The following is a 25,318-nucleotide window of genomic DNA, read 5'->3' on the forward strand; positions in this document are numbered from 1 at the left end:
GGGAAGAACAATGAATAAGTCTTTGGCGAAAATCTATAAGCCAGGTGTGGTTAAATTTGCTCTCAACTCATGGCCTCCGTTTTGGGGGGCTGGCATTAAAATCCTATCGATCAGTGATGACTTTCGTGAAGTTAAAATGAAATTGAAGCTGCGTTGGTGGAACAAAAATGCCAACAGAACCCAATATGGTGGCAGTATTTTTTCTTTAACCGATCCAACTTACTCTCTGATGCTGATGGGGATTCTGGGTGAACGGTATTACGTTTGGGATAAGGAAGCCAGTATCAACTTCATTAAGCCCGGCCAGAGTGATCTGTTTGCCGAATTTCGAGTGACAGACGATCAATTGCAAAACATTCTGTCGCAGACGGCGGAAGGTGAGAAATGTTTCCCCGAGTTTGTTATCTATGTCAAAGATAAACAGGGCAACATTGTTTCTGAAGTGCAGCGCAAGCTATACGTGAGGAAGAAACCCCAATTCAGGGATGAGGGTGAACAACAGACAGCATAAAAAAACCTCCCAATGGGAGGTTTTAAACAACTTGAATTGCGATTAGTCTTCTAGCTCTGCTAAGCACATCTCTTCGTGGATTTGCTTACACCAGTTGATGACGCGCTGTTCAGTCAGTTCTGGTTGACGATCTTCATCAATACATAGACCAACGAATAGGCTGTCGTCGCCTTCGACTAGACCTTTTGATGCTTCGAATTCGTAGCCTTCAGTAGAAGTATGGCCAAGGATAGTGCCGCCTTTCGCTTCAACAATGTCACGTACTGTACCCATTGCATCACAGAAGTACTCTGCGTAGTCTTCCTGATCACCACAACCAAAGATCGCAACTAGCTTAGTTGAGAAATCAATTTGCTCTAGCTCTGGGAAGAAGTCGTCCCAGTCACATTGCGCTTCGCCGTAGTACCATGTTGGGATACCAAGAAGAAGAAGGTCGAAGTTATCGATGTCTTCTTTGCTACTTTTCGCAATATCTTGAACATGAACCAGTTGTTTACCTAGTTGCTTTTGAATCATCTTTGCAACAGCTTCAGTGTTACCTGTGTCGCTACCAAAGAAGATGCCTACACTTGCCATAGATTCGTTACCTTTAACTATTATCTGTTGTGACCCGACTTGATCAGCCTAGACCACCACCTTCCCAACTTAGCTGGATAATGCCTTTAGCAATAAACCCAGCACAGCCAAGAAATAGGACTAACCATACAATGCGACGACCGAAAGGGGGAACATTACCCGCTTTTAAGACATCTTTTATCGCCATACCAATCAAGAAAAAGATAGACGCGAAAAGTAGATCGAGACCAATAGACTCGAGCATATTCATGTAGTCGTAAAGCATGGAATCCCTTTGTGCCAAATTACTTGCGCCGCACTATACCATTGTTGCTCACTAAAGTTAACGGTCAGAGCACAACTGACCTCTCATTCTGTTTTAAGCAATAAATTTACGTATTGCACGCAGCACTTCAGTTGGCTTTTCTGCATGAAGCCAGTGACCAGTATTCGCGATCACATGAGCTTTGGCGTGACGAAATTGCTGCTGGACGAGCGGTTGATGTTCACCAGTGAGGTAATCTGAATCTCCTCCTTTGATAAAGAGGGTCGGAGTGTCAATGGATTCGATAGGTTGCCAGCCGAGTATTTCCGTATAGTTAGCCAATAAGCTCTCTACATTGAAACGCCACGCGAGATGAGTGCCGTTGTTGTATAAGGACTTGCCAAGAAATTGTCGCACGCCTTCGAGTTCAATATGTTGTGCGAGGATATCGAGAGCTTGCTTGCGGTTAGCTGGTTTCTCTGCAATAACTGCCTGTAATCCATGGAAAACATTGTCGTGACGGTTTTGCGTGTATTTCACTGGCGCCATGTCTAAAACGATCAGTTTTTCAACTCGATCTGCTGCCATTTCAGCTACCTTCATGGCCACTTTTCCACCCATTGAATGACCAATAAGCGTGTAGGACTCAAACTCCAGTGATGTCAGTAATTGGTAGACATCCTCCGCCATGAGCGGATAACTGTGCTCTTCGCTCTGAAACGATTGACCATGGTTTCTTAGATCGACACTAACCACTTGATGATCTTGGCGCAAATCTCGAGCCAATAGCCCAAGGTTGTCCAAATTACCAAACAAACCGTGGATCAAAACTATGGTGTGACCCTCACCTTCGACTTTGTAGTTGAGCAGATGTGACATTTTATTTTATTCGTTACCGGTTAACCGTAGAGTCTCTTTAAAGATCTCGCTATAATCCCCCAGAGTTTAAACATAGAGATTGTGAAAAGCGAATGAAAACAATTGAGGTTGATGAGGATCTATACCGTTACATCGCAAGTCAAACCCAGCATATTGGCGAGAGTGCTTCGGATATCTTACGCCGTCTATTGATGACGGATGTACAGAGCTCGGTAGCAAGCCAACCGCAGGTAGCGACGCAACCAAAGGGTGTAGTGGTTAGCAAAGATGCAATTAAAGAAGAGACAGTAGACAGTGTCAAAGAGATGCGTTCTCTGCTTATTTCCGATGAGTTTGCTGGTCTTAAAAAAGCGATTGATCGCTTCATGCTTGTTTTATCTACGCTGCATCACATTAATCCAAATGGTTTCTCTGAAGCAACGCAAGTTAAAGGCCGTAAGCGAGTTTACTTCGCGGATAACGAGCAGACCCTACTTGCCAACGGTAATACGACTAAGCCAAAAGCGATTCCAGGTTCACCTTTCTGGGTTATTACCAATAATAATACCAGTCGAAAAAGACAGATGGTTGAGCAACTCATGACGCGAATGAGTTTCCCATCAGATCTCATCGAGAAAGTGACAAACTCGATTTAAAAATCAAAATTATCTGATTCAAACCTCATAATGCGTTATATAGTTCACGTATTATGAGGTTTTTTTATTTCTCTGTATTTTAGAAAGGATGTCAAAATGGCGATGCACCCACGAGCGGGACAAAAAGCTCAGCAGCAAGATCTACACAATATTCCAGCGTTAGTTTCAAATTACTTCCTTCTCCAACCTAATCCTTCAAACCCAGCTCACAAAGTTGAATTTGGTACTTCTGGTCATCGCGGTACGGCGGATAAAGTGACCTTTAACGAGCACCATATTCTGGCGATTGCTCAAGCTGTTGCTGAAGTACGTGCTGAAAAAGGAACGACAGGACCACTTTTTGTGGGTAAAGATACTCACGCACTTTCTGAGCCTGCGTTTTCGACAGTGGTAGAAGTGCTAGTCGCCAATGGTGTGCAAGTGATTGTACAGGAAAATAACGGCTATACCCCGACACCTGGTGTCTCTCATGCAATCCTGACGCACAATTTAGTAAACCAAGATAAAGCCGATGGTATCGTTATTACGCCTTCCCATAACCCACCACAAGATGGTGGTATTAAGTACAACCCGACACATGGTGGCCCTGCCGAAGGTGAATTGACTCAGGCTATCCAAGATCGTGCGAATGCACTGATTGCTGAAGGGCTTCAAGGCGTGAAACGCATGCCGTTAGCACAAGCAAAAGCGTCAGAGCTATTGATTCAAAAAGATCTTGTGAAACCATACATTGATGACTTAGTGAATGTGATCGACATGGAAGCGATTCAAAAATCGAATCTTAAAATTGGTGTCGATCCATTAGGGGGGAGTGGCATTGATTACTGGCGTCAGATCGCAACAGCGTACAATCTAGATTTAACCTTGGTCAGTGAAGCGATTGATCCTTCGTTCCAGTTCATGTCTCTAGATAAAGATGGCGTGGTACGTATGGACTGCTCGTCGCCTTACGCGATGGCTGGCCTATTAGCACTTAAAGATGAGTATGATTTAGCGTTTGGTAATGACCCAGATTACGACCGCCACGGTATTGTTACACCGAAAGGCCTAATGAACCCGAACCACTTCTTAGCCGTGTGTATTGACTACCTATATCGTCATCGTGAAGGCTGGGGTAAAGATGTCGCGGTAGGCAAGACGCTAGTATCAAGTGCCTTGATTGACCGAGTTGTCGCGGACTTAGGTCGCGAACTATGCGAAGTACCTGTGGGCTTTAAGTGGTTTGTAGATGGCCTTTACGAAGGTAAGTTTGGCTTTGGTGGTGAAGAGAGTGCAGGGGCGTCTTTCTTACGTAAGGACGGTACGCCTTGGTCAACCGACAAAGATGGCATTATTTTATGTCTGCTAGCCGCTGAAATTACCGCAGTAACTGGCAAAAATCCTCAGCAATACTATGAAGAGCTTGCAGCTAAGCACGGCACTTCTGAATACAGCCGTATTCAAGCTGTGGCGAACGGCCCGCAAAAAGAGGTACTGAAGAAGCTTTCAGCTGAAATGGTGACGGCGGAGACTTTAGCGGGTGATGCTATCACAGCGCGTCTGACTCATGCTCCGGGCAATGGCGCAGCGATTGGCGGTCTTAAAGTAACGACTGAAAACGGCTGGTTTGCAGCGCGTCCGTCAGGTACTGAAGATATTTACAAAATCTATTGCGAGAGCTTTAAAGGTGCAGAACACCTGAAACAGATCGAAGCCGAAGCGCAAGAGATTGTGAATCAGGTTTTCGCTAAAGCTGGGCTTTAAAGCGAAGGTGCCTCTTAGGCTACGCTTCGTCCTTCTAGAAGGCGAGCAATGGTCTGAAGTTGCAGTTTCAGTATCAAGAAAGGGTTGACGCCGAGCGTCAGCCCTTTAATTTTTCGCTACTCGCTACTCGCTACTCGCTACTCGCTACTCGCTACTCGCTACTCGCTACTCGCTACTCGCTACTCGCTACTCGCCCCTGGCCAACTATCCGGCACAACAAACCAAAACTGTCCTTCTTTACTCTGTGCATGCACAAAGCGCCCGTTCGGTTTATCTATCGGGGTGTCAAATAGCTCCGTCCCCGTGGCCCACTGTGGTTTTTCAAGTGGGTAGAGTGGCTCTCCAATCTGCTCCCACTGACTTTGATAACACCAATAGCCACTAATCTGACTGTGATTCAATCGATAGCCTAAACACTGTTGAGGAACCTCTTCAGGGGAAAAAGGATTGATATAAAGTCGACCTTGCAGGAGTAAGTGCTCTGACAGATCTTCATATTGTGGGTACTGTGTTAAGAACTCAGGACGAGCGCTCATCTTGAGTTGATGAGATAACATTCTATTGAGTTTGATATCGAGTTGGTCGTGAGCATTCGGCCCATACCATGTACCTTGGTGCAATAGGTAGAACTTTATGGCGACTTCCCAATGCTCCAATCGTTGCTCAATAGTGTTGCTTAAAATGAGATCAATGGCACCAAGCGTCTGACCTGACGGCTGGTTGACCTGAATCTCTTCGGCTTCTAACTGATAGTGACCGCTATGCTTGAGTAGTTCTGTACACAAATATTGATAGAGAAAACCGAGTCTAGGATTACCACGATATTCACTCGCTTCCAGTGGGGGAGGTATCAAGTGTTCAAGGCTCTCGAAAGGGGCTTTTAATTCAAATAGTGAAGGCGCAGCCGCTATCCAGTGATAGAAACGTTCGAGTTGGCTCATCCAAAGACCTGATAATTTGGGTTTGGCACTATTGTAACGGGCTGCTGGTATCGTTGCTATGGTTGGAATACACTTTGAAGCAACTAAGTAAACAGTCATCGATCGGACAAGAGAATGAACAACTTAAAACTAGAAAAGATTCTGAATGAGAAGCTGTCTCCGCAGTTGATCAAGGACTATGCGCCAAACGGGCTCCAAATTGAAGGCAAAGAGACCATTGAGAAAGTCGTGACGGGCGTAACCGCTTCACAGGCATTGATTGATAAAGCGATCGAACTCAATGCGGATGCAATTATTGTCCATCACGGTTATTTCTGGAAAGGCGAACCTGAACCAATTCGTGGCATGAAAGGGAAACGCATTCGTAGCCTGATAAAAAATGATATCAACTTACTGGGTTACCATCTGCCTTTAGATATTCACCCTGAATTAGGTAACAACTCGGAACTTGCACGCCTGCTCGACATTGAGGTCGAAGGGGGAATGGAAGGTCATGAACAATCTGTCGCAATGTTTGGTCGCCTAAACCCGCCTATGTCTGGTGGTGAGTTCGCCCATAAAATTGATAAAGTGCTTAATCGCCAACCTCTCCACATCGCACCTGAAGATGACAGTAAACTCATTGAGACCATCGGCTGGTGCACCGGTGGTGGTCAGGACTACATTGAATTGGCAGTTCGTCTCGGACTTGATGCGTTTATTTCGGGTGAGATATCTGAACGTACGACCTACACGGCTCGTGAAATGGGGGTACACTACTTTGCTGCCGGCCACCATGCCACTGAACGTTACGGGATCAAAGCTCTGGGTGAATGGTTGGCACAGGAGCACGGATTAGATGTGACATTTATCGACATTGATAATCCAGTTTAGGAAAAGGATGGGCTGTGCCCTTCTAGATACTAAAACGCTTCGCTTCGAGACCGGACTTCGTCCTGCGAGAATTTAGAACGGGCTGCGCCCTTCGAGATTTTCTCGACTCTAAAAAAGGGCTGATGCTCTCGCATCAACCCTTAACTCTTCTAGATTCTAATCCCTGAGAATTAGAAACTATTCACGCTCGTGGATAGGCGAGAATTCACGTTGAACTTCACCTGTGTAAAGCTGACGAGGACGACCGATACGGTTAAGTGGGTCGCTGTGCATTTCGTTCCAGTGTGCAATCCAGCCAATCGTGCGTGATAGAGCAAAGATTACCGTAAACATAGAAACTGGAATACCAATCGCTTTAAGAATGATACCTGAGTAGAAATCTACGTTCGGGTATAGTTTCTTAGATACGAAGTATTCGTCAGAAAGGGCAATACGCTCAAGTTCCATTGCTACATCAAGCAGTGGATCTTGGATGTTTAGCTCTTTAAGCACTTCGTGACACGTTTCTCGCATTACAGTTGCGCGTGGATCGTAGTTCTTGTAAACGCGGTGACCGAAGCCCATTAGGCGGAACGGGTCATCTTTATCTTTCGCGCGTGCAACATACTCAGGGATGTTGTCTACGCTACCGATCTCTTCAAGCATCTTCAGGCACGCTTCGTTAGCACCGCCGTGAGCAGGGCCCCAAAGTGATGCGATACCAGCCGCAATACATGCAAACGGGTTAGCGCCTGAAGAACCAGCTAGACGTACAGTAGACGTCGATGCGTTTTGTTCATGGTCTGCGTGTAGAGTGAAGATCTTGTCCATTGCGCGAGCAACAACAGGATTAACTTCATACTCTTCACATGGGTTAGCGAACATCATGTGTAGGAAGTTCTCTGCATAGCTTAGGTCATTACGTGGGTAAATGAACGGCTGACCAACTGAGTACTTGTAACACATTGCCGCAAGTGTTGGCATTTTTGACAATAGTCGGAATGCCGTGATCTCACGGTGTACGTCATTATTAATGTCGAGTGAATCGTGGTAGAAAGCAGCTAATGCGCCAACAACACCACACATTACAGCCATTGGGTGAGCATCACGACGGAAGCCGTGGAAGAAGCTTGCGATTTGCTCATGGACCATAGTGTGACGAGTTACTGTTGTTTTGAACTGCTCGTATTGCTCACGTGTAGGGGCTTCACCATAAAGAAGGATGTAACATACTTCTAAATAATCAGCATTATTAGCTAGCTGATCAATCGGGTAACCGCGGTGCAAAAGAATACCTTTGCCGCCATCGATGTAGGTGATTTGAGATTCACAGGATGCAGTGGCAAGAAAACCTGGGTCAAAAGTGAAAAATCCGTTTGCTCCCAGTTTACGAACGTCAATTACTGGTGTGCCTAAAACACCTTCAGTAATTGGTAGCTCGATAGGCGCTTGACCTTCAACGTGAAGGGTAGCTTTCTTATCTGCCATAACAATCTCCTTTGTTTATTATTTAATCCGTCCAGGATGTTTGTGTGACATTTTTGTACGTGTGTTCGTTATCAAAGTCAATTTTTCTCCTCTGATGTGTGCACTTGTTATGATTTTTTGAAGGTGTAACGTTAAAAATCTGGTCTGTGTAGCAAAAATTGTTACATCAATTGTATTAGAATGTTGCCAGCCGTATAGTGGCGCAGTAAATTTTGGTGGAAACCTTATAAATTCAAGGCTTGAAACAAATGTGAGGTGAAGTTTTAATCCTTGTTGTTAACAATTATTTTACAAAATACTCCGACAATTGTTGCAGTCAACTGTTAAATAAATGTTAACTTTTGTAGGTTTGCAATCAAAATTCGTTCATAACTATAAATGCTCAATGGAGCTGAGTGAGCAAGCCCGTGAAAGAAAGAAAGTCAAGACCTGTTAATTTAGATTTACAGACCATTCGCTTTCCGATCACTGCAATCGCATCTATCTTACACCGTGTCTCCGGTGTGATTACGTTTGTGGCTGTCGGAATTTTGCTGTGGTTATTATCCATTTCGCTATCCTCCCCAGTCGGTTATGCAGAGGCTGTTGATATTGTCGACGGTTTCTTTGTGAAGTTTATCTTATGGGGCATCTTAACGGCTTTGGCCTATCACATCGCTGGTGGTGTTCGTCACCTACTGATGGATATGGGTCATTTTGAAGAGCTGGAATCTGGTGCAATGAGCGCTAAGGTTGCATTCGCAGCTACAGCCGTTCTGTCTCTACTGGCGGGGGTAATGGTATGGTAAAACATATTTCATCTTTTGGTCGTAATGGTGTCCACGATTTCCTATTGATTCGTGCGACTGCGATCATCATGACACTTTATACTATTTATCTGGTTAGCTTCTGTGCTTTCACGGATATTTCTTACGTATCTTGGACTCAGTTCTTTGGTGGCACATTCACTAAAGTGTTCACGATGCTAGCGTTAGTTTGTGTTTTAATCCACGCATGGATTGGCTTGTGGCAAGTTCTTACTGACTACATCAAGTGCGCTAAGCTTCGTGGCGGCCTACAGTTAGGCATTATCGCTGTACTGTTTGGTTACTTCTTCTCTGGTCTATTTATTCTGTGGGGTGCGTAAGTGTCTATTCCAGTTCGCGAATTTGATGCCGTTGTAATCGGCGCTGGTGGTGCAGGCATGCGTGCTGCGCTACAAATTTCTGAGCAAGGCCTATCATGTGCGTTGCTTTCTAAAGTTTTTCCTACTCGTTCTCACACGGTATCAGCACAGGGCGGTATCACGGTTGCGTTAGGTAACGCACATGAAGACCACTGGGAACAGCATATGTACGATACCGTTAAAGGTTCAGACTACATCGGCGACCAAAACGCTATCGAGTACATGTGTAAGAACGGTCCTGAGTCAGTTATCGAACTAGAGAAAATGGGTTTACCTTTCTCTCGTTTTGACAACGGTACTATCTACCAACGTCCTTTTGGCGGTCAGTCGAAAAACTTTGGTGGCGAGCAGGCTGCTCGTACCGCAGCGGCTGCGGACCGTACAGGTCACGCGCTTCTACACACGCTTTACCAACAAAACATCAAACACAAAACAACGGTTTTCTCTGAGTGGTATGCACTTGACCTTGTTAAGAATGAAGATGGTGTTGTTCTAGGTTGTACAGCGCTATGTATGGAAACGGGTGAAGTTTGTTACTTCAAAGCTAAAGCGACCATCCTAGCAACGGGTGGTGCAGGTCGTATCTACGCATCAACAACTAACGCTCACATCAACACGGGTGATGGTGTTGGTATGGCACTACGTGCTGGCGTACCTATGCAAGATATGGAAATGTGGCAGTTCCACCCAACGGGTATCGCTGGTGCAGGTGTTCTTGTAACTGAAGGTTGTCGTGGTGAAGGTGGTTACCTCTTAAACAAAGATGGCGAGCGCTTTATGGAGCGTTATGCACCAAACGCGAAAGACCTTGCTGGTCGTGACGTTGTTGCTCGTTCAATGATGATCGAAATTCGTGAAGGCCGTGGCTGCGATGGTCCATGGGGTCCTCACATTAAACTGAAACTGGATCACCTAGGTAAAGAGACGTTAGAGTCACGTCTACCTGGTGTTTGTGAACTGTCTCGTACGTTTGCACACGTTGACCCAGTTAAAGAGCCAATTCCAGTCATCCCAACCTGTCACTACATGATGGGTGGTATCCCAACTCAGGTATCTGGTCAGGCAATCAAGCAAGATGCAAATGGCGCGGACGTTGAGGTTCAAGGCCTATTTGCTTGTGGTGAGATTGCGTCTGTATCGGTTCACGGTGCTAACCGTCTAGGTGGCAACTCACTACTAGACTTAGTCGTATTTGGTCGTGCAACAGGTCTGCACCTAGGTGAAACTCTAGCGAAGCAAGCGGAAGCGAAACCAGCGACAGAAGCGGATATCGAACGTTCTCTAGAGCGTTACAACCGTTGGGAAAACAGCACTGAGGGTGAAGACCCAGCGCAAATTCGTAAAGATCTACAAAGATGTATGCAGAACAACTTCTCGGTATTCCGTGAAGGCGATGCTATGGCTAAAGGTCTAGAAGAGCTGAAGGTAATCCGTGAGCGTCTGAAGAACGCACACCTTGCTGACAAGTCAACTGAGTTCAACACGCAACGTATTGAGTGTCTTGAGCTAGAAAACTTAATGGAAACAGCTTACGCAACTGCTGTAGCGGCAAACTACCGTACAGAAAGCCGCGGTGCGCACGCTCGTTTTGACTTCCCAGATCGTGATGATGAGCAGTGGCTATGTCACTCTATCTACAATCCAGAAACGGAAGGCATGAGCAAGCGTGACGTAAACATGGAACCGGTTCACCGTGAAGCGTTTCCACCGAAAGCTCGTACGTACTAAGGAAAGGAGAATAAGAATATGAAACTGAATTTCTCTTTGTACCGCTACAATCCGGACGTCGACCAAAAGCCATACATGAAAGACTACACACTTGAAGTGGAAGATGGTTCTGACATGATGCTACTGGATGCTTTAATCCTGCTGAAAGAGCAAGATCCAAGCATCTCATTCCGCCGTTCATGCCGTGAAGGCGTATGTGGTTCAGACGGTCTGAACATGAACGGTAAGAATGGTCTTGCGTGTATCACACCGCTATCTGCTCTTAAAGCAGACAAGATTGTGATTCGCCCACTACCAGGTTTGCCAGTGGTTCGAGATCTTATTGTTGACATGACGCAGTTCTACGATAACTATGCGAAAGTTAAGCCTTTCTTGATTGATGACGGTGCTCTGCCGCCATCACGTGAGAATCTGCAAACACCTGACGAGCGTGCTCATCTAGATGGTCTGTACGAATGTATCATGTGTGCATGTTGTACAACTTCATGTCCGTCATTCTGGTGGAACCCTGACAAATTTATTGGTCCAGCTGGTCTACTAGCCGCTTACCGTTGGTTAATTGATAGCCGCGATACAGCAACAGATGAACGTCTATCAAATCTTGATGACGCATTTAGCGTTTTCCGTTGCCACGGCATCATGAATTGTGTAAGTGTTTGTCCTAAAGGACTAAATCCGACGAAAGCTATCGGTCATATCAAAACGATGCTGGTTAATCGTTCGGTGTAATTAACAACAAATTGCCGACCTATCCTAGGTCGGCTCTTAATAGCTCGGCGTAGACCGAAGCAAACGTGAAAACTACTGGTTAAGGGAAAATATGCACAACGGCGTGATGAAGGCGTGGCTCGAGTCTTCACACTTGGCTGGCGCCAATGCAACGTATGTAGAGGACCTCTACGAACTGTATCTAAGTGATCCCGATCTGGTAAGTGAGGAGTGGAAACGTGTTTTTGATGGTTTACCTAAGCCATCAGAAGAGGTGGTCGAACAACCACACTCACGTGTCCGTGACTACTTCCGACGACTCGCTCAAGAAACGAAGCATTACAATGTCCAAGTTAGTGATCCTGATGTCGACGCTAAACAGGTAAAAGTACTTCAATTAATCAATGCTTATCGCTTTCGTGGTCACGAAGCGGCTCAGCTTGACCCTTTAGGTTTATGGCAACGTCCACCAGTGGCGGAGCTAGATCCTTCATTCCATAATCTTACACAAGATGATCTTGAAGAAACTTTCAACGTAGGTTCTTTTGCTATTGGCAAAGATACAATGAAGTTGAGAGACATCCACTCTTCGCTGAACAAAATCTATTGTGGTTCGGTTGGTGCTGAATACATGCACATGACTGACACTGAGCAAAAACGTTGGATCCAGCAGCGTTTGGAATCAGTCGTTGGCCAACCAACGTTCAGCAAGGAAGAAAAACAAGAATTTCTTGAAGAGCTGACAGCAGCGGAAGGCTTGGAGCGTTACTTAGGAGCAAAATTCCCAGGTGCAAAACGTTTCTCGCTTGAAGGTGGTGATGCGCTAATCCCAATGACTAAAGAGTTAATCCGTCATGCCGGTAAGAGCGGTATGCGCGAAGTCGTTATTGGTATGGCTCACCGCGGACGTCTTAACATGCTGGTTAACGTTCTTGGTAAGAAACCACAAGACCTATTTGATGAGTTTGCGGGTAAGCATGGCGATTCATGGGGTACGGGTGATGTTAAATATCACCAAGGTTTCTCTGCTGACTTCGCAACACCAGGTGGCGATGTCCACTTAGCGCTAGCATTCAACCCGTCTCACCTTGAGATTGTTAACCCAGTAGTTATCGGTTCGGTTCGTGCTCGTCAGGATCGTTTAGGTGATACTGATGGTTCAACTGTGCTTCCTATTACCATTCATGGTGACTCAGCGATCGCAGGTCAGGGTGTTGTAGCTGAAACCTTCAACATGTCGCAAGCTCGCGGTTTCCGTGTTGGCGGTACGGTTCGTATCGTAGTTAATAACCAAGTAGGTTTCACTACGTCAAACCCGAACGATACCCGTTCGACTATGTACTGTACTGACATCGCTAAGATGGTTCAGGCGCCAATTTTCCACGTTAACGCTGATGACCCAGAAGCGGTGGCCTTCGTTACTCGTATCGCTCTTGATTACCGTAATGAATTTAAGCGCGATGTGGTGATCGATCTTGTTTGTTACCGTCGCCACGGTCACAACGAAGCTGATGAGCCAAATGCGACTCAGCCACTGATGTATCAAAAGATCAAGAAGCACCCAACGCCACGTAAGCTTTACGCAGACGTGTTGATTGAGCGCGGTGACTTCGGGATCGATACAGCGACGCAGCTAGTGAATGAGTATCGTGACGCTCTAGACCGCGGCGAAGTGGTTGTTAAAGAGTGGCGCCCGATGGCATTACACTCTGTTGACTGGTCGCCATATCTTGGACATGACTGGGACGTTGAGTGGAAAAACGAGTTTGACAAAGGTCGTCTAGTCGAGCTTGGTCAGCGTATTTGTCAGTATCCAGAAAGCCACAAACTACAGAGCCGCGTTAACAAGCTATACAATGACCGTACAGCAATGTTAAGTGGTGAGAAGGCAATTGACTGGGGTATGGCAGAAACACTTGCCTACGCCACTTTGCTTGATGACGGTAAGCGTATTCGTATCTCAGGTCAGGATTCTGGTCGTGGTACTTTCTTCCACCGTCACTCGGTACTGCATAACCAAAATGATGCTAGTACGTTTGTTCCGCTAGCGAACATTCATGATAAGCAAGGTCCGTTCGAGGTCTTCGACTCAGTGCTATCTGAAGAAGCAGTACTTGCGTTTGAGTACGGTTACGCGACGGCTGAGCCTGGCGGCTTAACGATTTGGGAAGCGCAGTTCGGTGATTTTGCTAACGGTGCACAAGTTGTTATCGACCAGTTCATCTCATCTGGTGAGCAGAAGTGGGCACGTCTATGTGGCCTAACAATGCTACTACCGCACGGTTATGAAGGTCAGGGTCCTGAGCACTCGTCTGCTCGTTTAGAACGTTACCTTCAGTTATGTGCTGAACAAAATATGCAAGTTGTTGTTCCTTCAACTCCGGCTCAGGTTTACCACATGATTCGTCGTCAGGTTGTAAGACCGATGCGCCGTCCACTTGTGGTTATGTCTCCAAAATCTCTGCTTCGTCATCCGCTATGTACTTCAACCATTGAAGAGTTAGCAGAAGGCACATTCCAAGCGGCGATTGGTGAGATTGATGACCTAGAAGCTGCGAAGGTGAAACGCGTTGTTTTCTGTTCTGGTAAAGTTTACTTCGATCTGCTTGAGCAGCGTCGTAACAATGAACAGGATGACGTGGCGATTGTTCGTATTGAACAGCTATACCCATTCCCATTGGATGAAGTTAAGGCTGTCATTGAGCAATACACCAATGTAGAAGATTTTGTCTGGTGTCAGGAAGAGCCTCAAAACCAAGGCGCTTGGTACTGTAGCCAACACAACTTCCGTGCTGCCATCCCAGCAGGTGCAGATCTTAAATACGCTGGTCGTCCAGCATCAGCATCACCTGCAGTAGGTTACATGTCGGTACACTTGAAACAACAGAAAGCGTTGGTTGAAGACGCACTTAACGTGAATACAAAAACTTCGGATTAAGAGCTAGAAGTTAAAGGAAGAAACAGATATGACAATTGAAATTCTGGTTCCAGATTTACCTGAATCTGTCGCTGATGCAACAGTGGCAACATGGCACAAACAACCAGGCGACTTAGTTGCGCGTGATGAAGTACTGGTTGATATCGAGACAGACAAAGTAGTACTTGAAGTACCAGCACCTGAAGCGGGTATTCTGGAAGCCATTATTGAAGAAGAAGGCGCAACAGTACTTTCTAAGCAGTTGATTGCTCGTATTAAGCCAGGTGCGGTAGCGGGTGAACCGACTACGGACACGACTGAAGAGTCAGAAGCGTCTCCAGATAAGCGTCATAAAGCGTCTCTAACTGAAGAGAGCAACGATGCACTAAGCCCAGCAGTTCGTCGTCTTCTTGCTGAACACGGCCTCGAAGCTAGCCAAGTCAAAGGCACTGGTGTAGGCGGTCGTATCACTCGTGAAGATATTGAAGCACATCTTGCGAACGCTAAAGCGGCACCAAAAGCAGATGCTCCTGCTGTTGATGCGCCAGCGGCTGCTCGTAGCCAGAAGCGTGTGCCAATGACGCGTTTACGTAAGACGGTAGCCAACCGTCTTCTAGAAGCGAAAAACAGCACAGCAATGCTAACGACGTTCAACGAAGTAAACATGAAACCAATCATGGATCTTCGTAAGCAATACAAAGACCAGTTCGAAGAGCGTCACGGTATTCGTTTAGGCTTTATGTCTTTCTACGTGAAAGCGGTGACAGAAGCACTGAAACGTTACCCTGAAGTCAACGCATCGATTGATGGCGATGATATCGTTTACCACAACTACTTCGACATCAGCATGGCGGTATCTACGCCACGCGGTCTAGTCACTCCAGTTCTAAAAGATTGTGACACACTAGGCTTCGCTGATATCGAAAAAGGTATCAAAGATCTAGCCATCAAAGGCCGTGATGGAAAACTGACGGTTGAAGACTTGATGGGGGGCAACTTCACTATCACTAACGGTGGTGTATTTGGCTCACTGATGTCTACGCCAATCATCAACCCGCCACAATCAGCGATTCTTGGTATGCACAAGATTCAAGATCGCCCAATGGCAGTTGATGGCAAAGTAGAAATTCTGCCGATGATGTACCTTGCGCTGTCTTACGATCACCGTTTAATCGATGGTCGTGAATCAGTGGGCTTCCTAGTGACGATTAAAGAGTTGCTAGAAGATCCAGCACGTCTGCTATTAGACGTTTAATATCGCCAAAACGTCTAGTCAGTCATTCTGGCTAGGCGTGCGATAGTTTTAAAGGCTAGACTAGCTCAACTGTCTGGCCTTCATTTGAATCGTTAAGCTACTAGAAAATAGATCGCGATTGATTTGAGAAGACCCTACAGACGAGTGCTAAAACAGCGCCGTTATGGAAATAATAAAATAAACGGAATATCAAAATGAATTTGCATGAATACCAAGCCAAACAGCTGTTTGCAGAATTCGGTTTGCCTGTACCGGAAGGTTACGCGTGTGATACACCACAAGAAGCTTTTGAAGCGGCGGGTCGTATCTCTACTGAGAAGAAAGTAGTTAAATGTCAGGTTCACGCAGGTGGACGTGGTAAAGCGGGTGGCGTAGAGCTACACGATACGAAAGACGGCGTTAAAGAGTTCGCACAAAAGTGGCTAGGTAAAAACCTAGTGACTTACCAAACAGACGCGAATGGCCAGCCTGTAACAAAAATCCTAGTTGAAGAAGCATCAAACATTGCTAACGAACTTTACCTAGGTGCGGTTGTTGACCGTGCAACTCGTAAAGTTGTATTCATGGCTTCAACTGAAGGTGGTGTTGAAATCGAGAAAGTTGCAGAAGAAACGCCAGAGTTGATTCATAAAGCAGCTATCGATCCACTAGTAGGCCCTCAAGCTTACCAAGGCCGTGAGCTAGCGTTCAAGCTAGGTCTTGAAGGCGACCAAATTAAGCAGTTTGTTAAGATCTTCATGGGTCTTGGCAACATGTTCTCTCAGTACGACCTAGCTCTACTAGAGATCAACCCTCTTGTCATTACTAGCGAAGGCAACCTGTTGTGTCTAGACGGTAAGATCAACATTGACTCTAACGCAATGTACCGCCAGCCTAAGCTACGTGAAATGCACGATCCTTCGCAAGAAGATGAGCGCGAAGCGCACGCAGCTCAGTGGGAGCTGAACTACGTAGCCCTAGACGGTAACGTTGGCTGTATGGTTAACGGTGCTGGCCTAGCAATGGGTACGATGGATATCGTAAACCTACACGGTGGTAAGCCAGCGAACTTCCTAGATGTAGGTGGTGGCGCGACAAAAGAGCGTGTAGCAGAAGCATTTAAGATCATCCTTTCTGATGACAATGTTAAAGCAGTACTCGTTAACATCTTCGGTGGTATCGTACGTTGTGACATGATCGCTGAAGGTATTATTGGTGCGGTTAAAGAGGTAGGTGTAAACGTACCTGTTGTTGTTCGTCTAGAAGGTACTAACGCAGACTTAGGTCGCGAAGTTCTTGCTAATTCTGATGTTGATATCATTGCAGCTGAGTCTCTAACTGACGCAGCTCAGAAAGTTGTTGCTGCTGCGGAGGGCAAATAATGTCTGTACTAATTAATAAAGACACGAAAGTAATCTGTCAGGGTTTCACTGGTGGTCAAGGTACTTTCCACTCTGAGCAAGCTATCGCATACGGCACACAAATGGTTGGTGGTGTCTCTCCTGGTAAAGGCGGTCAAACACACCTAGGTCTTCCTGTATTCAACACAGTACGTGAAGCAGTAGAAACAACTGGCGCAACAGCAACAGTTATCTACGTACCAGCACCTTTCTGTAAAGATGCCATCCTTGAAGCGATTGATGCGGGCATCGAGCTAATCGTAACTATCACTGAAGGTATCCCTACAACAGATATGATCGACGTGAAAGTGAAGCTAGAAGAAACTGGCGTTCGCATGATCGGTCCTAACTGTCCGGGTCTTATCACTCCTGACGAGTGTAAGATTGGTATCATGCCTGGTCATATCCACAAGAAAGGTAAAGTGGGGATCGTATCTCGTTCAGGTACACTAACTTACGAAGCAGTTAAGCAAACTACTGACGAAGGTTTTGGTCAGTCGACTTGTGTCGGTATTGGTGGTGACCCAATCCCAGGTTCAAACTTCATTGATATTCTGAAGTTGTTCCAAGAAGATCCTGAAACAGAAGCTATCGTAATGATCGGTGAAATCGGTGGTACGGCTGAAGAAGAAGCGGCAGCGTTCATTAAAGAGAACGTCACTAAGCCAGTCGTTTCTTACATCGCTGGTGTTACTGCTCCTCCAGGCAAGCGTATGGGCCATGCTGGTGCGATCATCTCTGGTGGTAAAGGTACAGCAGAAGACAAGTTCGCTGCACTAGAAGCTGCGGGCGTTAAGACGGTTAAGTCTCTTGCTGATATCGGCAAAGGTCTACGCGAAGTAACAGGTTGGTAATTCAACCGTTGACACTAAAAGGCTTGGCAATACGCCAAGCCTTTTTTGTTTGTGTTTAAAAGAGTGGTTTACGGCTTCCATCGCTGTCAAATGAATCAGTCCAGTGATATCCACTTAGATATCGAACTTCTTCTCCAGCGCTATAAGTCTTTCTGTTAAGTTCGCGACTTGCACTTCGAGTTCAGCTATTCGCTCCATTTCAGAACCTGAGCTTTGAGCGGCGACTTCTACCTTGGGTACGTGGTTTGCGCTTTTCCAGCTTTTGATTGTTGTGATCAACGCTGGCATGGGTACAGTCGTGCTCAATCTAGCCTTCACCAGAGCAACCGTTGGCTCTTTCCCTTCTGATTGTAACTGTTCAAGGATACTTCTTAGCTCTTGGCTAACGTCTTGAGTAAGCATAAAACCTCCATTGTGCTGATAAGGGTAATAATACTGGTCCTATGATTTATTGACTAATGGAAAATTAAGAAAAGTCGTGTGAGATATGTCTTACAAGTGTTGTAAGACAATCTGTGTTTTAAACGGGCGGATAGATGGATTATTTATTATAAGCTATTGATACTTAATGCTTTGGTGCTTTTGTGAACAACGAAGTCAAAAATTATTTTTTACAAATGGATTGTACCTAAACGCTAATAGGGTAAATTAGAACCTGTCGATAGGATGCTGACTCGGAACAGGAAAACCAAGGATTGGAGTCTTCAGGAAGAAGAATGGTTGACTAGGATAGTTGATCAGGCATGGAGCGAAAGGACATTGTATGGATACGTTCACTAGCTAGGATGGTTGGTGACTAAGGAAAGGCAATGGACACCTCGAGGATGAGGTCAGGACAGTATCAGGATGATACTAAGGACACCGCTCAAGGAACAAGTGAAGTGAGCTGACGGGGATGTTAGCTATCAGGATGATTAGGACACCGCTAGGACGGCGAAGTTAGGACAATACTGAAGGATTCAGTAACTATTATGGAAGATGCATGGAGCAACTTTTGTAGCCGGACTGCTGCGAGTAAGACTATAGCCCCGATACTAACGTATCGGGGCTTTTCTTAGATCTCACCTTTAGAAAAACTCAAACAACAACGTGCCAAAAAACGTTCTAGATCAATAAAGATTGCCATCAGTTGGTTTAACTTCTCGGCTTTGTTTTAAAAGACAATTATTGCTGCTTACAAGGATGTGTCATGACGATAGTGACTCGCCGATCGTTATTGGTCCCTTATAACGACTCTCTACAATCTGAATTTTTGATGCTCAACTGTTGTGCTATTAACCGTGCTCAGATGAATGGAGCACAGACGGTATCTTCTGCTAAAAAACAGTTTGAGAAAGTACTCAATGATCGCACCATATTTGCGATGGCAGTGCTTGATAGTCACACAAGAGAGTACATGGGACACGTGTTTATTTCTGATTTAGACACGCTTCCTGAGCTTGGTTATATCTTTGACAAAGAGTACTGGGGCAGAGGTATTGCCAGTGAAGTGGTGCAGGCTTTCTTTTCCAAAGCAGCAAGAGATTTGAACTTAGAGCGAGTTATCGCTACCGCCAATGTCGATCATGAGGCGTCGATTCGAATTCTCAAGAAACTTGGTTTCGTATTGAATGCCCACAAACAAGATACGTTTGGTCCCTATGATGAGTTTGTCTTTACATCCGATGTGGCGGCAACTCCACCTTGGCTAGTTGGAAACCTTGCATAAAGATGTGGCCTTGATAGCAGTCATCACCAAGCGATGAAAACTCGAACTGATAAACCGAATGCCAACGCCAGACACCGTCTGGCGTTTTCAGTTTGTGACCTTTAAGCGCCACGCTCAGCAACTGCAAATCGAGCTCTTTACATTTTCGAGAGGCGATACTTTTCGCTAACTCTGCCTGACGTCTTTGTTGCCAAAAAATTAGGCATACAATGGCAAGTGCGAGGATGGCGAACAGGTCATAAATCATCATTACGCCTTAGCGGCTTGCTGTAGGTTAATCAGTGCTTTTGCCAACTCTTCTGATGGGCTGGAGTGAAGCAAAGGAAGCAGTACCATACGCAGCTCAGGGAGCATCACCAAATCGGCGAATAGCTGGTTAAACAGTGTCTGGTTTCCCGTCTGTGCGAGGCGCAGTAGGAATTGTTCGGCAATATCGGCCTCTCTTAACCAGTGCCAGCATCGTCCCGCGATACCAATCAGTACCTCTTGATGACTCAAACGCGCACTTGAAAGAATCTTACCAATGATAGGTTGAGTGATGGCTTCCTCTGCTCCGGACAAGGCTCTCGTGAGCGCGGAGAGTAGGAAGAGATCTGGATCGTGACTGTCAATCTGTGTTTGAGCCATTTCGGCAAGGTTTTGTGCGAGTTTTGTTGGTAACTCGGTATGTTCAAGCGCACCTAGCAAGGCATAGAGAGGTTCGGAAGGCAGATGTTTTAGTGCCTTACGGACATTGACGCCATTTTGTTCCTGCCCAAGTCGCGCACAGATATCAGTCACCCCTTGTAAACCAACTGTGTGCCATTTATCCCATTCCAACCCGCCTGCAAAGTATAATTGCGCATGTTCGTAGTACTGGCTGCAAGGTAAATTCATCGCCGCGCGGACTTGGCTATGAAAGACCGCCATTTTGTCGTCTGCCGGCTTAAAGGTATAGGGATTGTTTGCCAGTTTGTCTTGTTGCTCTTCACTTAGCTCTTGGCTAAGACGCGTGCCCATTGCTTCAATGACATATTTGATGAAATTACCAATATCTGCTTGTTTAAGTAAGCCACGCTCATCTAATTCAAATTTTAGAAACCAAATCCAAGGCTGCTGCTCTTGATTCCAGTAGGCGATAGCGATGTGTGCCTTACGCTGCATTGGATAGGGATAGGCAAGCTGGCCTTTTTCAGCGTCAGCAAAGACCTTTGCGTCGATCTGTTTAATACGACGTCCAAGATCAAAGACCTGATATTGGCAATCACTGTCGGTAAGGAGTTGAGTGAGAGTATGAATGGTTTCCATTGAAGCAATTGTCCTAACTTTATTTACTCTATAAATGGTATTCTATTGCCAATTTTCAAGGTTCCAAACAAAGATTAATGACAAAAGTGAAACAATTGACCGAGCTTATCGACGAGTTAGAGTTGTTGATGCAACAACTTGGTCAGTGGCAAGCGACCCCCCCAAGCAAACAGGCACTGAGTAGTCAGCAGCCGTTTGCCATTGACACCTTAACGCCAAGCGAGTGGTTGCAGTGGATCTTCATTGCCCGTATCCGTTTGCTGATAGAACAAAATCAGCCACTACCGAGCGGATTTTCAATTGCGCCTTACTTTGAGGAGTGCTGGAAAGAACAGCCGCAATTAACACCTTTAGTTACAATTATTCAAAAGTTAGATGAGGAATGCCGCTAGTGCTGGAGATCGTATATCAAGACGAGTATTTCGTTGCTGTCAACAAACCTGCGGGTATGTTAGTTCATCGCAGCTGGCTGGATAAGCACGAAACTCAATTTGTCATGCAAACATTGCGTGACCAAATTGGTCAGCATGTCTTTCCGCTTCATCGCTTGGATAGACCGACTTCCGGGGTTCTTATTTTTGCATTATCAAGTGAGGTTGCGTCTCAAGTGATGCCGATGTTTGCGAATCACGAGATGGAAAAAACCTATCATGCGATTGTTCGCGGTTGGATCATGGAATCCGGTCGTCTCGACTATGCACTTAAGGTTGAGTTGGACAAAATTGCAGATAAGCATGCTAGCCAAGATAAAGAAGCACAAGAAGCGATCACTGACTATCAACCACTGGCTCAAGTCGAAATTCCCCATTCTACGGGGAGCTTTCCGACCACTCGTTACTGCTTAATGGAGATGAAGCCACTGACTGGACGAAAACACCAGCTCAGACGCCATATGGCTCATCTACGCCATCCAATCGTTGGTGATACGACACATGGTGACGGTAAACACAACAAGTTGTTTAGAGAAGTGTACGACTCGCATAGACTCTTGCTTCACGCTTCTTCCCTTAAGTTTGTTCATCCATTTACTCAGCGAGAAATTACCATTAAAGCGGGGTTAGATGAAACGTGGCAAAAACTGTGTGCTGAGTTTGGCTGGTCAGCGCCTTAAACTGATCACGTTGAGATTGACCTTTCTCGATAGAAAAGCTCGTCATAATGTAATGACGAGCTGATTCTAGCCTAATGGACTAGTAAAGGTGGCACGCGCCAGTATTGAGCAACGTGAGTGGTTTCTTTATGGTTTGCTATGACGTGTGACAGGCGTGGCAGCAATAATAACAGCCGTTTATTTTAAGCTCAGGGAATGTGTTTTTTGCATGCTCTAAGGCGCTTTGACTTGAGGAATGAAGCCCTAGTTTGATGAGATTCTCCACCCTTGGCATATATGTACAACCCGTTGTGGCATTATGAATTTCGTGTTCACCAGCGTATTGCGACTGTTTGGTGAGAATGTATTTGTGATTCATGGTTTTGCCTCGTTATAGTTTTGATTCACATATCAAAAAAAGTGTGCCTACAAGTAGGCAACGCAGCAAATTACAGTCATTGTTCTGGAATATTATTCCCAAATGTTAATGCTTACTTTGGTAATTGCGATCTAAGATCGTAGGAGAGCGGAGACAAAAATGCCCTCATTGAGAGGGCATTGGATAGGTTGCAAGCTGTTTAACTAGCTTGCTAAATATTGACGAATAGCAACTTCGATACCTTTGCCATCAAGGCCAAGCTCTTGATACAGCTCTTCTTGAGTACCCTGATGAATGAACTTATCCGGGAGGCCAAGGTTGAGTACTGGCTTGATAAGTTTCTCTCTCATCATAAATTCGACTACACCAGAACCTGCACCGCCAGCGATGGCGTTTTCTTCGATGGTGACGATGACGTCGTGTTCAGCGGCAAGCTGTTTAATCAACTCTTCATCGAGTGGTTTGACAAAGCGCATATCCGCTACCGTGGCATTGAGTGTCTGTGCGGCCTCAAGTGCATTCCCTAAGAAGGTGCCGAAGTTGAGGATAGCGATTTTCTCACCTTGACGAACTAGGCGGCCTTTACCGATTTCTAATGCCGTAAACTGTTTCTCTATGTCAACGCCCATGCCTGTACCACGAGGGTAACGGACAGCCGACGGGCCAGTATGTTGATGACCAGTGTAGAGCATTTGACGGCATTCGTTCTCATCGCTCGGCGCCATGATGACCATATTCGGGATACAGCGCATAAAGCTCAGGTCAAAGGCACCTTGGTGAGTTTGACCGTCCGCACCAACCAGCCCTGCACGGTCTATAGCAAACATTACCGGTAAATCCATGATGGCAACATCGTGAATGAGCTGATCGTAGCCACGCTGCAAGAAGGTAGAATAAATCGCCACAATAGGGTGATCGCCAGCAATGGCCATACCTGTAGCCAAGGTCACTGCATGTTGCTCAGCAATCGCAACATCGAAGTATTGGTCAGGATACTCTTTAGAGAAGCGAACCATCCCAGAACCTTCACGCATAGCGGGAGTGATCGCCATAAGCTTAGGATCTTGAGCCGCCATATCACACAGGAAGTCACCGAAAATTTTCGAGTAACTTGGCAGTCCACCGCTGCTTTTTGGCAGAGAGTTGTGGCTCGGGTCGAACTTAGGCACGCCGTGGTAGCCAATCGGGTCTTTTTCTGCTGGCTCGTAGCCTTTGCCTTTTTTGGTCATGATATGTAAAAACTGCGGACCTTTTAGTTCACGCATGTTCTTAAGAGTTTTGACCAACTCATTTACGTCATGGCCATCGACAGGGCCGATGTAGTTAAAACCTAACTCTTCAAATAGAGTGCCTGGTACCACCATGCCTTTAAGATGTTCTTCAGTACGACGAACCAACTCTTTAATCGGGGGGACACCTGACAGTACTTTTTTACCGCCTTCACGGATCGAGGTGTACAAGCTTCCTGATAGTACTTGAGCTAAATGATTGTTCAGAGCACCAACGTTCTCAGAAATCGACATTTCATTGTCGTTTAAGATCACCAGCATATCAGGGTGGACATCACCCGCATGGTTCATGGCTTCAAATGCCATCCCTGCGGTGATAGCACCATCGCCGATCACACTAACGACTTTGCGGTTTTTGCCTTCTTTACCCGCGCTGATAGCCATACCAAGGCCAGCACTGATCGATGTCGAAGAGTGGCCGACTGATAGTGTGTCGTACTCGCTCTCTTCACGCCATGGGAAGGGGTGTAAACCATCTTTTTGGCGAATCGTTGGCATTTGGTCGCGACGACCCGTTAGGATTTTATGCGGGTACGCTTGGTGACCAACATCCCACACCAATTGATCAAAAGGTGTGTTGTAGACGTAGTGAAGCGCCACAGTCAGTTCAACTGTGCCTAGACCAGAAGCGAGGTGGCCGCTGGATTGACTTACTGAATTAAGTAAGTAAGTGCGTAATTCATCACACAGCTTTGGCAGCACTTCCTTAGGAAGGCTGCGCAGCTCATCAGGAGTATCTGCTAGAGCCAGTGTTGGATATTTCGAAATATCAAGAGTCATATAAATGCGCGCTTATAGTGTTAGTTCTTGCGCTCGATGACGTATCGGGCGAACTCTTCGAGTAACTCTGTATTGTATGGGATTGCGTCCAAAGCTTGAAGAGCTTCATTTAACAGAGTGTGAGCTTTGTTTATAGCTCCGTCCAATCCTAGCAAAGCGGGATAGGTACTTTTGTTTAATTGTTGGTCAGAACCTTGTGGTTTACCCAAGGTTTCAGTATCACTAATGATATCTAGAATGTCATCTTGGACTTGGAAAGCGAGACCAATAGCATCGGCATATTGATCTAGAAGCGGCAGGACTTGCGCTCCTTTTTCACCGGCGGCTAAGGCGCCTAAACGAATGGCTGATTTCATTAACGCCCCCGTTTTGTTGCGGTGAATCTCTTCCAACTCTTCGAGCGTTACGCTGCGGTTTTCTGCGGCTAAGTCTAGGGCTTGGCCCATACACATACCATTGGCACCGGAAGCATCGGCAAGCACCTTAACCATCTGAATACGTTGCCTTTCTGCATGTGGAGCCAAAGGGCCTTCTGCGAGAATGGTAAACGCAAGGGTTTGCAGTGCATCACCCGTCAAGATAGCGGTCGCTTCGTCAAACTTGATGTGGCAGGTTGGTTGACCACGACGCAGTTCATCGTCATCCATAGCCGGTAAGTCATCATGAATTAACGAGTAAGCATGGATGCACTCAACAGCGGAAGCCGGAGTGTCTAAGTCGTCAAGTTCGCATCCGAGCATCTGGCCAGTAATATAGACCAGAAACGGACGGGCGCGTTTGCCACCAAGCAATAAGCCATAACGCATCGCCTCGATAAGAGGTAGGTTTTGATGGGGCAATGACTTGAGCCAGTTTTCTAACTGGGCATTGTTTCGTTGTTGTAGTGAGGATAGTGCCTCTTGCATAACAG

At 46.0% G+C, this 25,318-nt stretch carries 25 protein-coding genes; 15 read left to right on the top strand and 10 right to left on the bottom strand.

Annotated elements, in window-relative coordinates; genetic code table 11:
* Positions 1–10 precede the first annotated feature (10 nt).
* Positions 11–511 (top strand): DUF4442 domain-containing protein, encoded by a 501-nt coding sequence (locus ACQEXT_RS12905; protein WP_331417974.1) that lies wholly within the window; start codon positions 11–13, stop codon positions 509–511.
* A 42-nt stretch (positions 512–553) separates the two neighbouring features.
* Here ACQEXT_RS12905 and fldA read toward each other — a convergent pair whose 3' ends face one another.
* The 3 genes from fldA to ACQEXT_RS12920 form a co-directional block, all read right to left on the bottom strand.
* Positions 554–1,087, bottom strand: a complete 534-nt coding sequence (fldA, locus tag ACQEXT_RS12910; protein WP_138971779.1) for a flavodoxin FldA — start codon at positions 1,085–1,087, stop codon at positions 554–556.
* A gap of 43 nt (positions 1,088–1,130) precedes the next feature.
* On the bottom strand, positions 1,131–1,352 hold the full coding sequence (locus ACQEXT_RS12915; RefSeq protein ID WP_053440537.1) for a DUF2788 domain-containing protein: 222 nt from the start codon (positions 1,350–1,352) through the stop codon (positions 1,131–1,133).
* A gap of 93 nt (positions 1,353–1,445) precedes the next feature.
* Positions 1,446–2,210: an alpha/beta fold hydrolase gene (locus tag ACQEXT_RS12920; RefSeq protein WP_426952389.1), complete on the bottom strand. Its 765-nt coding sequence runs from the start codon at positions 2,208–2,210 to the stop codon at positions 1,446–1,448.
* Between the two features lie 92 nt (positions 2,211–2,302).
* On the opposite strand from ACQEXT_RS12920, the gene seqA reads away from it, so the two are divergent.
* Both seqA and pgm read left to right on the top strand, forming a co-directional pair.
* The gene (gene seqA, locus ACQEXT_RS12925) at positions 2,303–2,845 is read left to right on the top strand and encodes a replication initiation negative regulator SeqA (RefSeq protein ID WP_138971782.1); all 543 of its coding nucleotides are present in this window, start codon (positions 2,303–2,305) and stop codon (positions 2,843–2,845) included.
* Between the two features lie 96 nt (positions 2,846–2,941).
* A complete protein-coding gene (gene pgm / locus ACQEXT_RS12930; protein ID WP_426952391.1) occupies positions 2,942–4,588 on the top strand; it encodes a phosphoglucomutase (alpha-D-glucose-1,6-bisphosphate-dependent) in 1,647 nt (548 codons plus the stop codon).
* A 179-nt stretch (positions 4,589–4,767) separates the two neighbouring features.
* Here the strand turns inward: pgm and ACQEXT_RS12935 are convergent, their stop codons facing one another.
* Positions 4,768–5,529 carry a DUF1853 family protein gene (locus ACQEXT_RS12935; RefSeq protein ID WP_426952392.1) on the bottom strand — a complete coding sequence of 254 codons (762 nt, stop codon included), beginning with the start codon at positions 5,527–5,529 and terminating at the stop codon, positions 4,768–4,770.
* Between the two features lie 114 nt (positions 5,530–5,643).
* On the opposite strand from ACQEXT_RS12935, the gene ACQEXT_RS12940 reads away from it, so the two are divergent.
* Positions 5,644–6,402, top strand: coding sequence for a Nif3-like dinuclear metal center hexameric protein (locus tag ACQEXT_RS12940; RefSeq protein WP_331417969.1), 759 nt, complete (start codon positions 5,644–5,646; stop codon positions 6,400–6,402).
* 177 nt (positions 6,403–6,579) lie between these two features.
* On the opposite strand, the gene ACQEXT_RS12945 is transcribed toward ACQEXT_RS12940, so the two are convergent.
* Complete coding sequence (locus ACQEXT_RS12945) at positions 6,580–7,869, bottom strand: citrate synthase (RefSeq protein WP_269378199.1); 1,290 nt, start codon at positions 7,867–7,869, stop codon at positions 6,580–6,582.
* 395 nt (positions 7,870–8,264) lie between these two features.
* On the opposite strand from ACQEXT_RS12945, the gene sdhC reads away from it, so the two are divergent.
* From sdhC to sucD, 8 genes are all read left to right on the top strand, one after another.
* The gene (gene sdhC, locus ACQEXT_RS12950) at positions 8,265–8,657 is read left to right on the top strand and encodes a succinate dehydrogenase cytochrome b556 subunit (RefSeq protein ID WP_006881303.1); all 393 of its coding nucleotides are present in this window, start codon (positions 8,265–8,267) and stop codon (positions 8,655–8,657) included.
* Positions 8,651–8,995: a succinate dehydrogenase, hydrophobic membrane anchor protein gene (gene sdhD, locus ACQEXT_RS12955; protein ID WP_138971787.1), complete on the top strand. Its 345-nt coding sequence runs from the start codon at positions 8,651–8,653 to the stop codon at positions 8,993–8,995. The genes sdhC and sdhD overlap by 7 nt, the downstream gene beginning before the upstream one ends.
* Complete coding sequence (gene sdhA / locus ACQEXT_RS12960; protein WP_269378202.1) at positions 8,996–10,762, top strand: succinate dehydrogenase flavoprotein subunit; 1,767 nt, start codon at positions 8,996–8,998, stop codon at positions 10,760–10,762.
* An 18-nt stretch (positions 10,763–10,780) separates the two neighbouring features.
* On the top strand, positions 10,781–11,491 hold the full coding sequence (locus tag ACQEXT_RS12965; RefSeq protein ID WP_138971789.1) for a succinate dehydrogenase iron-sulfur subunit: 711 nt from the start codon (positions 10,781–10,783) through the stop codon (positions 11,489–11,491).
* Between the two features lie 91 nt (positions 11,492–11,582).
* Positions 11,583–14,408 (top strand): 2-oxoglutarate dehydrogenase E1 component, encoded by a 2,826-nt coding sequence (gene sucA, locus ACQEXT_RS12970; RefSeq protein WP_331417968.1) that lies wholly within the window; start codon positions 11,583–11,585, stop codon positions 14,406–14,408.
* 28 nt (positions 14,409–14,436) lie between these two features.
* Positions 14,437–15,642 carry a 2-oxoglutarate dehydrogenase complex dihydrolipoyllysine-residue succinyltransferase gene (gene odhB, locus ACQEXT_RS12975; RefSeq protein WP_138971791.1) on the top strand — a complete coding sequence of 402 codons (1,206 nt, stop codon included), beginning with the start codon at positions 14,437–14,439 and terminating at the stop codon, positions 15,640–15,642.
* A gap of 194 nt (positions 15,643–15,836) precedes the next feature.
* Positions 15,837–17,003: an ADP-forming succinate--CoA ligase subunit beta gene (sucC, locus tag ACQEXT_RS12980; RefSeq protein WP_138971792.1), complete on the top strand. Its 1,167-nt coding sequence runs from the start codon at positions 15,837–15,839 to the stop codon at positions 17,001–17,003.
* Entirely contained in the window at positions 17,003–17,875 is an 873-nt protein-coding gene (gene sucD / locus ACQEXT_RS12985; RefSeq protein ID WP_138971793.1) for a succinate--CoA ligase subunit alpha, read from the top strand. The genes sucC and sucD overlap by 1 nt, the downstream gene beginning before the upstream one ends.
* Before the next feature lie 114 nt (positions 17,876–17,989).
* On the opposite strand, the gene ACQEXT_RS12990 is transcribed toward sucD, so the two are convergent.
* Positions 17,990–18,277: a hypothetical protein gene (locus ACQEXT_RS12990; RefSeq protein WP_426952396.1), complete on the bottom strand. Its 288-nt coding sequence runs from the start codon at positions 18,275–18,277 to the stop codon at positions 17,990–17,992.
* A 787-nt stretch (positions 18,278–19,064) separates the two neighbouring features.
* Here ACQEXT_RS12990 and ACQEXT_RS12995 point away from each other — a divergent pair.
* Positions 19,065–19,583, top strand: coding sequence for a GNAT family N-acetyltransferase (locus tag ACQEXT_RS12995; protein ID WP_331417965.1), 519 nt, complete (start codon positions 19,065–19,067; stop codon positions 19,581–19,583).
* Here the strand turns inward: ACQEXT_RS12995 and ACQEXT_RS13000 are convergent.
* Both ACQEXT_RS13000 and ACQEXT_RS13005 read right to left on the bottom strand, forming a co-directional pair.
* Positions 19,531–19,830 (bottom strand): DUF3301 domain-containing protein, encoded by a 300-nt coding sequence (locus tag ACQEXT_RS13000; RefSeq protein ID WP_138971819.1) that lies wholly within the window; start codon positions 19,828–19,830, stop codon positions 19,531–19,533. The two genes, ACQEXT_RS12995 and ACQEXT_RS13000, sit on opposite strands and share 53 nt — an antisense overlap.
* Before the next feature lie 2 nt (positions 19,831–19,832).
* A complete protein-coding gene (locus ACQEXT_RS13005; protein ID WP_426952398.1) occupies positions 19,833–20,870 on the bottom strand; it encodes a DUF3549 family protein in 1,038 nt (345 codons plus the stop codon).
* 77 nt (positions 20,871–20,947) lie between these two features.
* Here ACQEXT_RS13005 and ACQEXT_RS13010 point away from each other — a divergent pair, with 77 nt between their 5' ends.
* Both ACQEXT_RS13010 and truC read left to right on the top strand, forming a co-directional pair.
* Positions 20,948–21,262: a YqcC family protein gene (locus ACQEXT_RS13010; RefSeq protein WP_426952400.1), complete on the top strand. Its 315-nt coding sequence runs from the start codon at positions 20,948–20,950 to the stop codon at positions 21,260–21,262.
* Positions 21,253–21,981 carry a tRNA pseudouridine(65) synthase TruC gene (gene truC / locus ACQEXT_RS13015; RefSeq protein ID WP_426952402.1) on the top strand — a complete coding sequence of 243 codons (729 nt, stop codon included), beginning with the start codon at positions 21,253–21,255 and terminating at the stop codon, positions 21,979–21,981. Before ACQEXT_RS13010 ends, truC begins: the two co-directional genes overlap by 10 nt.
* A gap of 561 nt (positions 21,982–22,542) precedes the next feature.
* Here the strand turns inward: truC and dxs are convergent.
* Complete coding sequence (dxs, locus tag ACQEXT_RS13020) at positions 22,543–24,408, bottom strand: 1-deoxy-D-xylulose-5-phosphate synthase (protein ID WP_426952404.1); 1,866 nt, start codon at positions 24,406–24,408, stop codon at positions 22,543–22,545.
* 20 nt (positions 24,409–24,428) lie between these two features.
* Complete coding sequence (gene ispA, locus ACQEXT_RS13025) at positions 24,429–25,313, bottom strand: (2E,6E)-farnesyl diphosphate synthase (RefSeq protein WP_331417961.1); 885 nt, start codon at positions 25,311–25,313, stop codon at positions 24,429–24,431.
* Positions 25,314–25,318 lie beyond the last annotated feature (5 nt).

This window comes from Vibrio sp. TRT 29B02, from assembly GCF_050113655.1.
GTDB lineage: Bacteria > Pseudomonadota > Gammaproteobacteria > Enterobacterales > Vibrionaceae > Vibrio.